Source organism: Rhizobium phaseoli, assembly GCF_010668805.1.
GTDB classification, from domain to species: domain Bacteria; phylum Pseudomonadota; class Alphaproteobacteria; order Rhizobiales; family Rhizobiaceae; genus Rhizobium; species Rhizobium phaseoli_A.
Genome location: NZ_WUFT01000035.1, coordinates 1 through 12,723, shown reverse-complemented (window position 1 = coordinate 12,723; position 12,723 = coordinate 1). Strand labels below are relative to the sequence as shown.

11 protein-coding genes are annotated in these 12,723 nt (G+C 57.9%); 5 read left to right on the top strand and 6 right to left on the bottom strand.

What is annotated here, in order from left to right:
* Positions 1-19 precede the first annotated feature (19 nt).
* From GR197_RS30245 to hmgA, 3 genes are read right to left on the bottom strand one after another with little or no spacing between them, the layout of a single operon-like run.
* Entirely contained in the window at positions 20-970 is a 951-nt protein-coding gene (locus GR197_RS30245; protein WP_018480563.1) for an MBL fold metallo-hydrolase, read from the bottom strand.
* An 11-nt stretch (positions 971-981) separates the two neighbouring features.
* Complete coding sequence (gene fahA, locus GR197_RS30240) at positions 982-2,244, bottom strand: fumarylacetoacetase (RefSeq protein ID WP_130663801.1); 1,263 nt, start codon at positions 2,242-2,244, stop codon at positions 982-984.
* Positions 2,245-2,290: 46 nt separating this feature from the next.
* Positions 2,291-3,655 carry a homogentisate 1,2-dioxygenase gene (hmgA, locus tag GR197_RS30235; RefSeq protein ID WP_018480561.1) on the bottom strand — a complete coding sequence of 455 codons (1,365 nt, stop codon included), beginning with the start codon at positions 3,653-3,655 and terminating at the stop codon, positions 2,291-2,293.
* 97 nt (positions 3,656-3,752) lie between these two features.
* Here hmgA and maiA point away from each other — a divergent pair, with 97 nt between their 5' ends.
* The 3 genes from maiA (at position 3,753) to GR197_RS30220 (ending at position 7,381) form a co-directional block, all read left to right on the top strand.
* The gene (gene maiA / locus GR197_RS30230; RefSeq protein ID WP_018480560.1) at positions 3,753-4,388 is read left to right on the top strand and encodes a maleylacetoacetate isomerase; all 636 of its coding nucleotides are present in this window, start codon (positions 3,753-3,755) and stop codon (positions 4,386-4,388) included.
* A 51-nt stretch (positions 4,389-4,439) separates the two neighbouring features.
* Positions 4,440-4,883, top strand: coding sequence for a MarR family winged helix-turn-helix transcriptional regulator (locus GR197_RS30225; RefSeq protein ID WP_018480559.1), 444 nt, complete (start codon positions 4,440-4,442; stop codon positions 4,881-4,883).
* A gap of 305 nt (positions 4,884-5,188) precedes the next feature.
* Positions 5,189-7,381 carry a methyl-accepting chemotaxis protein gene (locus GR197_RS30220; RefSeq protein ID WP_018480558.1) on the top strand — a complete coding sequence of 731 codons (2,193 nt, stop codon included), beginning with the start codon at positions 5,189-5,191 and terminating at the stop codon, positions 7,379-7,381.
* A 178-nt stretch (positions 7,382-7,559) separates the two neighbouring features.
* Here the strand turns inward: GR197_RS30220 and GR197_RS30215 are convergent, their stop codons facing one another.
* A complete protein-coding gene (locus tag GR197_RS30215) occupies positions 7,560-8,024 on the bottom strand; it encodes an Lrp/AsnC family transcriptional regulator (RefSeq protein ID WP_018480557.1) in 465 nt (154 codons plus the stop codon).
* Positions 8,025-8,147: 123 nt separating this feature from the next.
* Between GR197_RS30215 and alr the strand changes: the two genes are divergently transcribed.
* Together alr and GR197_RS30205 are read left to right on the top strand one after the other, a co-directional pair.
* Positions 8,148-9,272, top strand: a complete 1,125-nt coding sequence (gene alr / locus GR197_RS30210) for an alanine racemase (RefSeq protein WP_018480556.1) — start codon at positions 8,148-8,150, stop codon at positions 9,270-9,272.
* 27 nt (positions 9,273-9,299) lie between these two features.
* Positions 9,300-10,550, top strand: a complete 1,251-nt coding sequence (locus GR197_RS30205) for a D-amino acid dehydrogenase (protein WP_018480555.1) — start codon at positions 9,300-9,302, stop codon at positions 10,548-10,550.
* Between the two features lie 332 nt (positions 10,551-10,882).
* Here the strand turns inward: GR197_RS30205 and GR197_RS30200 are convergent, their stop codons facing one another.
* Both GR197_RS30200 and GR197_RS30195 read right to left on the bottom strand, forming a co-directional pair.
* On the bottom strand, positions 10,883-12,322 hold the full coding sequence (locus GR197_RS30200; protein WP_164016276.1) for an APC family permease: 1,440 nt from the start codon (positions 12,320-12,322) through the stop codon (positions 10,883-10,885).
* A gap of 303 nt (positions 12,323-12,625) precedes the next feature.
* A partial coding sequence (locus GR197_RS30195; RefSeq protein ID WP_156536171.1) for an integrase core domain-containing protein occupies positions 12,626-12,723 on the bottom strand: 98 nt, incomplete at its 5' end.

Genomic DNA, 12,723 nt, shown 5'->3' with positions numbered 1-12,723 from the left:
GCGCTCCTCCGGGAAACGATCAGCCTTGCAAGGCCGCCCACATCTGCACGTCACGTTCGGCCGTCCAGATCCGGGGATGATCGATCCCACGGGCCTCGTCGTAGGCACGCGCTACATTGAACGGCAGGCAATGCTCGTAGATAGCGTAGTCCTTGAACTTCGGATCGCACTCGGCGCGCACGGCGTCCCACGCCTCCCGTAGAGAGCCGCCCCGCGCAGCAATCCGGGCCACGGGCTTGAAGGTCGAGTCGACGAAGTCCCTGGTGCGATCAAGCGCTGCGTTCACCGCGTCGCGGCCAACCACGGCATCGCCACGGCCAGGTGCAATCGCCGCCAGATCATAAGCGCGGATCGCTTCGAGCGTGGTGCCCCAATCCGCGAAATGGCCATCGCCGCAGTAACACGCCGAATGTGCCTCGACGATATCCCCGGTGAACATCACGTTCTGGTCCGGGACATGGATGACCGTGTCGCCTGCCGTATGGGCACGGCCCACCTGCAGGATGTCAACTCGGCGCTTGCCGAGGAAAACTGACATCCTACCGCTGAAGGTCGTGGTCGGCCAGGTCAAACCGGGAATGGACTCATGGCCCTGGAAGAGGCGCGGGAATCGCTGAAACTCGCTGTCCCAATCCTCCTGGCCGCGCTCGACCACCATATTGCGGGCGACTTCCGACATGATGACTTGGCCGGCGTTGAACGCGCTGGCACCGAGAACACGCACAGCATGGTAATGGGTCAGGACAACATGGCTGATCGGCTTATCGGTAACGCTGCGGATGCAGTCGATCACCTTCTGAGCCAGTCGCGGCGTGGCTTGAGCCTCGACCACCATTACGCTGTCGTCGCCGATGATAACGCCGGAGTTCGGGTCACCTTCGGCAGTGAAGGCATAAAGCCCGTCGCCGATTTTGGTGAAACTGATTGTTTTTTCGCTCAGGTCGCCTTGTGATGCAAATGCCTTGGCCATAGGTCTTTTCCTTATCGTGCGTAGGGGTCGTCAAGTGCCGGGAGAATGCGTCCCGTGCAGTCGCCGAAGCCGATTGTGTATCCATCACCCTGCGCTCGCCCGCGCAGGGTGATCGTATCGTGGTCATTGAGGAAACTACGCTCCTGGCCGCCATCGAGCGTCAGCGGCTCTTTGCCGCCCCAGCTCAATTCGAGAAGCGAGCCGCGGCTTTTCTTAGTTGGGCCGGAAATCGTCCCCGAGCCCAGAAGATCACCGGTCCGCATACAGCAACCCGATGTCGTGTGATGCGCAAGCTGCTGGGCGGCCGAATAATACATCTCGCGATAATTGGTACGGCTGATGACCGATTCCGTCGCGGCCTCCGGGGCGAGGCCGACTTCGAGATCAATATTGTAGAGCAGCGGTCCGTCTTCCTTCAGATGCGGCAGGAGCGGAACCTCGCGCGGCGGTGTCGACACCCGGAACGGCTCCAAAGCCGCCTTCATGACGACCCACGGGGAGATCGTCGTGGCCGTCGCCTTGGCCTGGAAAGGACCGAGCGGCTGGTATTCCCACGCCTGAATATCACGGGCGGACCAGTCGTTCAGAAGCACATAGCCGAATATCATGGCATCGGCCTCCGCAACGGTTACGGGTTTGCCACTCTCGGAAGGCAGACCAACCACCGCGCCCATTTCCAGTTCGATATCGAAGCGTTGCGAAGGCGCGAAACGCGGCATTTCGTCATTGGGGCCTTTAATCTGCCCCCATGGGCGACGGATCTCGGCGCCGGAAACTACTACCGAGGAGGCACGTCCGTTATAGCCGATCGGCATATGTAGCCAGTTCGGCGGAAGCGCGTTTTCGGGGCCACGGAACATGGTACCGACATTAAAGGCATGGTGCCGCCCAGCGTAAAAGTCAGTGTACTCGGCAACCTTGAAGGGCAAATGCAGCTTCGCGCCGGAAATCACGGTGAGATGCGGTTCAACCAACTTGCGGCGCTGCGAGCCGTGCTGGAGCAAAGCCGTTATCTGCTCGCGCAGAGAGGCCCAGACAGCAGGTCCCGCAGCCATCAGCCGGCTCCAGTCTGGTTGATCCAGAAGCGGTCCGCCGTCCAGCGCGATCACGGCTGCGCCCTCCAGCGCTGTCAGATCAATGATGCGGTCGCCGATCGCCATGCCGCAATGGCGCGCGCCATCGCTCGAGGTAAATACGCCGCAGGGCAAGTTATTCAGAGGAAACGGGCAGTTGGCAGCGTTTGCGCTGTCCACCCAGCTGACTATCAGTGGCATATGCAATATCCGTACTTTGCGGCGATCAGGACAGAGACGGTGGCGATCACGGCTTAACGCAGGGCGCGCCGTCGAATTTTTTCTCTAGGCTATTCCAGCATTCGATATAGTCGTCCTGCATCGGCGCGCTCTTGGCCGCCCACTCTGTCAGATGTTGCGGAAATCGTGTCTCGAACATGAAGCTCATCGTTTCCGCTTGGAAATGCGGCACCATCGGTTCGTTGGACCCGTTTTCGAACGCACTGCGATCCGGGCCGTGCGGCAGCATGCAGTTGTGAAGGCTCATTCCTCCCGGGGCGAAACCCTGCGGCTTGGCATCATAGACGCCATAGATATTGCCCATCAGCTCCGACATGATGTTCTTGTGATACCATGGTGGACGAAATGAATGCTCGGCCACCATCCAGCGATCGCGGAACAGGACGAAATCAATATTTGCCGTCCCCTCCTGCCCCGAGGGTGCCGTCAGCACGGTGAAGATCGACGGGTCCGGATGATCGAAAAGGATGGCGCCCACCGGCGAATAGGTCCGCAGGTCGTATTTGTAAGGGCAGTAGTTGCCGTGCCAGGCGACAACGTCGAGGGGCGAGTGATCGATCCGGGTCTCATGGAACTGGCCGCACCATTTCAGGATGACCCTTGAAGCGACGTCCCTGTCCTCGAACGCGGCAACCGGGCACTTGAAGTCGCGCGGATTGGCAAGACAGTTGGCGCCAATCGGGCCGCGATTGGGCAAATCGAATTTCTGGCCGTAGTTTTCGCAGACGAAGCCGCGGCAAGGACCTTCTAACACCTCGACGCGATACACGAGCCCGCGGGGGAGGATTGCGATTTCCTTCGGCTCCAGGTCAATCACGCCAAGCTCAGTAGAAAAGCGGAGGCGTCCTTCCTGCGGCACCACCAGCAATTCACCGTCAGCGGAATAGAAATATTCGTCGACCATGGAGTCGGTGACGAGATAAACGTGGCTCGCCATGCCAGTCTGTGTGTTGACGTCTCCTGCGGTGGTGACGGTCTTCATCCCAGTGACCCAGGTCAGCTTCTGTTGCGAATGCGGGATCGGATCCCAGCGGTACTGACCCAGCGAAATGACGTCAGGTAGGATATGCGGTGCGGACTTCCAGTCAGGAAGGTCGATCTTCGCAAAGCGCCCCGCATGCTTGACCGAGGGGCGAATACGGTAGCACCAGGTCCGCTCATTGTGTCCGCGAGGCGCTGTGAAGGCCGTGCCGGAAAGCTGCTCCGCGTATAATCCGTAAGCGCATTTCTGCGGCGAATTCTGGCCTTGCGGCAGGGCGCCCGGCAGCGCTTCCGTCTCGAAATCGTTCCCGAAGCCCGGCATGTAGCCCTCATGCGGGCGGGCATTAACCAGGATTTGTGCAGCGGGATGAGCAAGGGTGTTCTGGTTCATCGTCAACTCGGCAAGAAGGTCTGTCGTAGCAGTCAATTTAGTTGCATTTGCAACTTTGTCAAGCTAGTGTTGGACGAATGAAGGCAGGAGACTTACGATGCTGAGCGAGCCCATTCTACACGACTATTGGAGATCGTCGTCGTCCTACCGTGTCCGAATAGGACTTAACCTGCTCAACCAGCCCTACTCCGGCGTTGCGATAGATTTGCTCTCTGCCGAGCAACGCAGCGCCGACTACCTCGCCCGCAATCCGCAAGGTCTGGTGCCGACTATTGAAATCGATGGTGTTGAACTCACACAATCGCTCGCGATACTCGAGTATCTGGACGAGACGCGTGGAGGTGGCTGGCTGCCCGGCGAACCAAAGGATAAAGCGCGCGTTCGAGCGCTCGCCTATGCGATTGCGATGGAAATTCATCCCGTCTGCAATTTACGTGTTGCCCGCTATGCGACATCGCTGGCCGGAACCAGCATGGTAGACTGGATGGTCCACTTCATCTCGGGAGGGTTGGAAGATTTCGAAGCCATGCTAAACCGAGGACCTTCAGGTCTCTATTGCCACGGCGATGTCATCAGCCTGGCCGACATATGCCTCGTGCCGCAAATCTATAATGCCCGGCGCTGGGATGTGGACTTGAAGCAATTTCCGAGAACGGCAGCGATTACCTCAAGACTTGAAACAATTGAGGCTTTCGCTGACGCCCATCCTGACAGGGTACAGCCCGCACCGTGACTTATCCCTGTTCCTATGGCAGACTCTGCTAGCAGGAAAACGGATATTGGAATGGCAGAGCAGGATTTGGAACCCGACTTCGATCTCGAGAAATTTCTCCCTTACCTTCTCAATCAGGCCGCCGAGGCGACATCGCACGCCTTCCAGAGCGTCTATCGCGAACGTTACGGCATGACCCGCACGCAGTGGCGCGTTATGGCCAATCTCGGCAAGTTTGGCTCGATGACCGCGCGAGACATTTGCATAGTGTCCCATATCGAAAAGACGAAGGTCAGCCGCGCGGTCACGGCGCTCGAGGAGGTGGGGATGCTTGTTCGCACTCCAAGTGAAGATGACCGGCGCGCTGAATTCCTTACCCTGACGCCGCACGGGCTCACGGTCTTCAGGGATCTTGGCCGACTTGCCATCGAATATGACGCGAAACTGCGGGCAGTCCTAGGAGAAGAGGCGTCGTCTGATCTGACCCGGATGCTCGCGATTCTAATGAAACGCTGACAGGCTTGAGGTCGCTTCCCTTCCATCGAACCACCGTTGGAGCCTCCAACTCTCAGCCGTTCCGGCTCAAAGAGAACAATCTACAATAAGGCGGCCCGACGGTTTCCGTCCAGGAGACTGGAACGATCTGAGGCTGCAGTCTCGTGCGGGCCGCACCGGATAACGGTAGCCATCTCGATCAGAGCAGAATTGACGCTTTATTAGCATATTTCGCTTCAATATTAGTTGCGAACACAACTTCTTATTTGACGCTCGCAGCGTCTTCTTGTCTTTCCGCATACCTCGCCACATCAATGGGGAATCGCATGTTTCGATCTGCAACACTCAAAAACACCTTCTCCATTGTAGCGCTAGGTCTAGCGTCAACGTTTGCTGTGGCGGGCGCCCTCTTCCTGACGTCGTACGAACGCGCTTACAACCAGAGCATCGACAAGGTCTCGACAGAGGCGGACGCCATTGCGTTTCAGGTCGAGGCTGACCTTCGCAACGCTTACAAGACGGTGTTCGACCTCAAGACTACACTCTCGCAGTTAAAGAAGCATGCAAACCAAGACAGCCGCGCGACGGTTAACGATATCTTGTCCGAAACGGTGGAAAACAACCCTCTGGCTTTCGCGGCCTTCACCGTTTGGAATGCGAATGCGTTCGATGGACGCGATAAGGACTTCATCGGAAAGCCGCTCCACGACCAGACCGGTCGCCTAGTCCCCTATTTCTTCCGGGATGGCGCCAATACCGGAAGCATGGTTACCCCTGGCTACGACGATCCCCAACTGGCCGGTGTGGTCGGAGCGCTGCCCGCGGGAAGAGCAATGCTTTTTGACCCCTATCTCTACACGATCGGCGACAAGAAGCTTCTAATGACGACCATCGCCATGCCGCTTCATAGCGATGGCAAAAGTGTTGGCTCGCTTGGTATGGATTTTGATCTTAATACAATTGCCACCCGCCTGGCCTCGGCAAAGCCGATGGGTGTTGGCCGCGTCATACTGATTTCTGCTGGCAAGACATTTATTGTCCACCCGGACCCGGCGCTGCTGACAAAGCCGCTGACGGATGACGGCGCAAATGGCGGCTTTTTCGACGCCTTGGTGTCGACCGACACGGGTCACGCCGAGACTATGGGACAGGACGGCACTCCAGACATTTCCGTTTCCAAACGAATCACTCCGTTCGAAGGGGCGACAATGTATGTCATCGTCTCTGTCCCAAAATCGGTTGTTCTGGCTGACCTATACCGGATGATCATCACGTCCACCGCCACGATCGCGGCCTGTGCGATCGTCATGTGCCTTGCCGGCTGGTTCGTCGCCAGCCGCTTCAGCAGGCGGATCGCTGGCGCCATCAGCCAGACCACTGAATTGGCGCGAGGTAATTTTGACGTGACCTTGTCCGACACCGAAACCAATGACGAAATCGGCGATCTCGCTCGCTCGCTGGATGTTTTGCGCAACGCCGGCAGGCGTAAGGTAGAATTGGAGCGCGAGACCGAGCGCTCGCGCGAGCAGCAGGAGGCCGAGCGCATTGAGCGTGCGCGCATTGCTGAAGCCCAGGAAGTGGAAGTTAAATTTGCTGTTCACGAACTTGCAGATGGCCTGCGAAAGCTATCTGGCGGAGACATGACGGTTCGCCTGGGCCGTCCGTTCACCCCGTCCTTGGACCTGATACGGGACAATTTCAATCTCTCGGTCGAGAAGCTTGAGGATGCCATGCTCGCGTTCTCCGACAACACAATCATCATTCAGGGCGGCTCGGACGAAATCCGCCACGCGGCTGACCACCTGGCCCGTCGCACAGAACAGCAGGCGGCTTCCGTTGAGGAAACGGCGGCGGCACTTGCGGAGATCACAAGTTCTGTCAAGAGTTCAACCGCACGCGCGGAGAAAGCTGGACACAGCGTTTCGCAAACCCGGCAACGCGCGGAACAGTCCGGTAGCGTAGTTCGTCGCGCCGTGGAGGCAATGGGCGCAATCGAGCGTTCCTCCGGTTCGATTTCCAATATCCTCGGCGTCATCGACGAAATTGCGTTCCAAACGAACCTTCTTGCACTTAACGCAGGTGTAGAGGCCGCCCGTGCGGGTGATGCAGGCAAGGGCTTTGCCGTTGTCGCGCAGGAGGTGCGGGAGCTTGCCCAGCGATCGGCGCTTGCGGCCAAGGAAATCAAGGCCCTCATTACGATGTCGAGCAGTCAGGTCAATGAAGGCGTCGCATTGGTTGGACAAACCGGTGCCGAGTTGGAGACGATCGTGAAAGAGGTTCAGGAGATTAATCAACACGTTGAAGCCATCGTTTGCGCAGCGCGCGAGCAGGCTAGCAGCCTGCACGAAATTAACACGGCTGTCGGACAGATGGACCAAATGACGCAACAAAATGCTGCTATGGTCGAAGAATCCAACGCCGCGACTCACACACTGGCCAGCGAGGTCGCGGCGCTGACACAGCGTCTCCAACAGTTCCGAATCGGGCAAGCACAAAGTACTGGTCGCATGGCGGCATAGTCCGTCCATCTGGAATCCGGGAAGTCTGTGCGCGATGTTTTTATTCTTTCCCTTTTTTCTCAGACGCTTCTCTAAGTGAAGAGTGGGTGGGCCGGCTGGCGCCGTCCGTACGACAAAACAAAAGAACATCCCAAGCAATCCCGCATCAACTGTTATATTTCCGCGAGGGCAACCTTGGTTATCTTCTCGCTCTTGGCCGCGTAGCCAAGACATTGCGGATCGAGAAGCTCGAATGGATTCTGAGCACGCCGGGAAGCTTGGACAAGATCTCCTTGTGGATGCTCTCAAATTCGCCGGCATTGGCGACCTCGACCCTTAGCAAGTAATCGGATCCGCCCGTCATCAGGAAACACTCTCGGATTTCCGGATGCTTGCGCACGGCTGCCTCGAAGCGGTCGAGACGATCCTCAGTCTGCCTCTCCAGCGTGATGTTGATAATGACGGCGATTGTCGCATCGCTGTTTCCCGCATCCACGAGCGCGGTATAGCCACGGATAACACCAGCCCGTTCCATCAGCTTGATCCGGCGAAGACAGGCTGAAGGCGACAGGCCGACTTCGGTGGCCAAGCTCGCGTTGCTCATGCGTGCGTCAAGCCGCAGAAGCCGAAGGATATTGCGGTCGATCGCGTCCAGTGCAGCCATGGTTGTTTATTCCAAAAATTCGCAGTTTGTTTCAAAAATCACACCCAGTCACAACAATCAGTCACTGTTTCGTCGGCAATTTCACGATCCTTTCACTAGGTTCACGACAGCGCGGGGGTATGAATGAACTGTTTAAAACAGCAGCAAAGCCTGAGTGAAAGGGCGGGGTCATCCGGCTATCTAACAATCGATCTTTCGGCGCTTGTCCGCAACTATAGGCGGCTTTCGGCCGAAGTCGCGCCGGGCCGCACGGCGGCCGTCGTTAAGGCGAATGCCTATGGGCTCGGCGCCGAACGGGTCGCTCCGGTGCTCTATGCCGCAGGTTGCCGCCACTTCTTTGTCGCGCAGTTCATCGAAGCGCTGCGCCTGAAACCTTATCTTGCTAACGACGCCACGATGTTCGTGCTAAACGGTCTTCAGCCGGGCAATGAAACAACAGCCGCCGAACACGGCTTTGTGCCGATCATCAATTCCCTGGAACAATGGCATCAGTGGGCCGATGCGGCAAAGGCGCTGGACCGTACCCTGCCCGCAGTGTTGCAGTGTGATACCGGAATGTCGCGCCTCGGCCTGCCACCGGAAGACCGGCGGGCACTTGCCGATCTGGTCGCGGCGGAGAGCGGCATCGATGTCCTGTTCGTCATGAGCCACCTTGCCTCGGCGGATGACGCGGAAAGCGAACAGAACGAGGACCAGCGTCAGGAGATGGCGCGCGTCGCAGCCGAATTTCCGCAGCTTCCCGTCTGTTTCGCCAATTCCGGCGGCATTTTCCTGGGTAGGGCTTATCACGGGGTGCTGGTCCGTCCGGGCATCGCGCTCTATGGCGGCGTGCCGACTGCCGGCCTGGCAACCCCGATGGAGCCCGTTGTCAACCTCGATGTTGCCGTGGTGCAGACCCGCACCGTGCCTTCAGGTGCACGCGTCGGCTACGGCGCAACCCACGTCACGGCGGGCGAAACGCGACTTGCGACGATCGCGGCCGGCTACGCGGATGGCTTGCGACGCAGTCTCTCCGGCCGCGGCGCTGTCTATTCCGGCGGCGTGCGCCTGCCGATCGTTGGGCGCGTCTCCATGGACAGCATCACTGTCGATATCTCCGCTCTTCCTGAGGGCACCCTCACGCTGGGTAGCCTCGTGGAGGTGCTGGGTCCGAATCAAACTTTGGAGGATCTCGCGCAAAACGCCGGCACCATTTCCTATGAAATCCTGACCGGTCTCGGTCATCGTTACGCGCGGCGTTATCGCTGAGCTCCGAATTTTTCCAGTGAGGACATCATGAAAGTCATCGTTCTCGGCGCCGGCATCGTCGGCGTCACATCCGCCTATCAGCTTGCCAAGGCGGGGCACGAGGTTACGGTCGTCGATCGGCAGCCCGGCCCGGCGCTGGAGACGAGCTTTGCCAACGCCGGCGAGGTTTCCTTCGGCTATTGCTCCCCCTGGGCCGCGCCCGGCATTCCCATGAAGGCCATGAAATGGCTGTTCATGCAGCACGCGCCGCTGATCCTGCGCCCCAAAGCCGATATCGCCATGCTGGCCTGGATGGCGCAGCTGCTGCGCAACTGCACCTCAGCCCGCTACGCCCTCAACAAGAGCCGTATGCTGCGCCTTGCCGACTACAGCCGCATCTCGCTTGCGGCGCTGCGCGAGGAAACCGGGATAGCCTATGACGAGCGCATGCGGGGAACGTTGCAGCTCTTCCGCACCGAGTCCCAGCTCGAAGCCTCGGCAAAGGATGTCAAGGCGCTTGCCGCCGATGGCATTCCCTTTGAGGTGCTCGACCCTGAAGGTTGCATCCGCGTCGAACCGGCCCTGGAGCATGTGCGCGAGAAGATCGTCGGTGGCCTTTTGACACCGAAGGATGAGACCGGGGACTGCTTCAAGTTTTCCAATGCGCTAGCCGCAAAGGCTGAAACTCTTGGCGTACAGTTCAACTATGGCAGCATCATACGTGGGCTCGACGTGGAGGGTGGCCGGGTTACCGGTGTTGTCACCGCGCATGGTAGGCTTCAGGCTGACGCCGTGCTCGTGGCACTCGGCAGCTTCTCGCCCCTTCTCGTTCGCTCCCACGGCATCCGCTTGCCGGTCTATCCGGTCAAGGGCTATTCGCTGACGATCCCGATTACCGATGCCACCCGCGCACCGGTATCGACCGTGATGGACGAGACGTACAAGATAGCCATCACACGGCTTGGCGACCGCATCCGTGTCGGCGGCATGGCGGAGATATCCGGCTATAGCAACGATCTCGGCGAGCCGCGGCGGCTAACCCTCCAGCATTCGGTGACAGATCTTTTCCCCGGCGGAGACTTGTCGCAGGCGAGCTTCTGGTCTGGCCTTCGCCCGATGACGCCCGACGGTACGCCGGTCATCGGCCCGACAAAGGTCGCCGGCCTGTTCCTCAATACCGGACACGGAACGCTCGGCTGGACGATGAGCTCCGGTTCGGCACGGATAATCGCCGACCTCGTCTCCCTCCGTAAACCAGATATCGACGCGACCGATCTCGCCGTCGATCGCTACAGCTAGCCTCTAGGGGGATATGACACTACAACTCAGGCTGTTGATCCAGTGAGGAGTGGCAAGTTTGCAAACGGTCCGTTTGCAAAGGTTTTAGGCGTTAGTCGCCGATGGGTAACGCAATTATATATCCAAGCCGTCATCACAAGTCACCGAGTCAGACGATGTGATTGGTAGGGGCGTTTCGCTCTCGCGTCGACCGTCCCATCGCTCGATACCAGACCCCGCCAGAGATGAAAGTACGTAGGCCAACCACCATACGGCTGGTTGTCGACCAAGTTTAAACGTTCATCGAAAGGGCCCGCCGTAAAGCGAGCCCAATCAGATCCTCGTTGGCCTTTTTAGATGGTATCAGTACTCAGCCGCGATACCGCGTCCGGCCGCATCATTGCCCTTACCGCACCAATGATTCCAGCCACCAAGATTGTCGAAGGTAGCAAAATCGCCAGCGGCCCAGAGGCTCCCGTCAAGATGTCGAAGCCGGAGATGCCGAAGTAAGCAACCGCGGCAAATCCCACAATAGCCAGAGCCGGCATCAACTTTGTCTTGATCGGCTGGTTAGGCTCCAGTTTCGGATTCTTGCTGAAAAACGCTATGACGGCGATGGAGACGAATAGCATCAAAAGGATGATGCAGATCACGGCTATATTTGCAATCCAAGCAAACAAAGTAAGCAGTGGATCAAGACCAGCGATCGCGAAGGCAGATATCACAGCGAGAGCGACAACTGTCTGCACAATGGTCCCGCGATGGGGGCTTTGATAAGTGTCGTGAGTTCGGCCCAACCAGGACGGCAACAAACACTCTTTGCCCAGATAGTAAAAGTAGCGGGCTACATGATTGTGAAACGCCAGAAGGCAGGCGAACACGCTCGTCACAAACAACACGCGCATTGTGACCGCAAGCCAATTGCCGACATACTGTTCAGTGATCTTGAATACAAACTGGACAGGATCGCCGATGCTCTGGAGTTGGGCCACGATCGTGGACGTCCCGGCCGCTTCTACAATCCAGATTGTTGAAACTGAATAGAATATGCCGATCAAGAGAACCGCAGCATATGTTGCGATTGGAATCGTGCGTTTGGGGTCCTTGGCCTCATCACTATAGAGCGTGGTCGCTTCAATGCCGATGTAGCAGCCGAAGGCGAACACGAACGTGACCCCGAGTGCGGAGGTACTGGGCATGCCAGCCAGTGAAAGCGGGGCGAGGTCAAAGCCGCCAGGAACGCCTTTGTAGACAATCATGAGGTCGAGTATAAGAATAACGGCGAATTCGGCCAGTACCAAAATCCCCAGGACTTTCGCGGAAAGGTCGACTCGCCGATAGGCGAGCACGCCAATGAGAACTGAGGCGGCTAGACTAAATGCCCACCAGGGCACTGCCGCACCCGTGAAAGTCTTGACCAGATCAGCACAGACGGGACCGAACATCCCCGACATGCCGATCTGCATGCAGTTGTATCCCAACAGTGCAACAAGAGCAGCAGCGCCTCCCGCTGTCTTTCCCAGTCCTTTCGTGATCAGCGTGTAGAACGCGCCCGCGTTCTGCACATGACGCGACATAGTGACATATCCCACCGAAAAAATAAGCACCAAGACCATCATCAACATAAAAGCCGGGACGATAGCCGTGCCATTTCCGAAAAGAATTGCGACCGGCAGGACGCCGGCCATGTTCGTCAAAGGAGCAACGGCAGACACGACCATCAGCGTGACGGCTGCCGCTCCCAGTGTTCCAGCGCGTAGACCGCGGTCAGTAGAAGCTACTTCTTGAGTCATTCAAGTTCCCCTAACAAGAGTTCCGCGGTCTTTGTGGTTCACTATTATAACCGGCGGTGACTTATTATTGAAGCTCGCGAAAATTTGTCAAGGGGACATACACGCGATTGTCATTCAAAGCGCTGAAGACAATGTCGTAACGTAATTGGGGGCCTGCCTGGGCGCGGCGCGTGATCGGAAGCAAGGACCTTGTTGACCGCCCGGGCATTGACGTCGTTCCGACCTTGCTTCGATCAAAAACAATTCTGAAAAGGGCTCAGGCCTTCGCATGGACTGGAGTTGCCCCATAAAAACCGGACAGGATCAGATTTCTGTTTGACGGTTTAAGAACTCGCGGGGAGATCGATATCCCAAAGCTTTGTGCGGGTGAAGCGTGTTGTAATGCTCGAACCACAATGGCA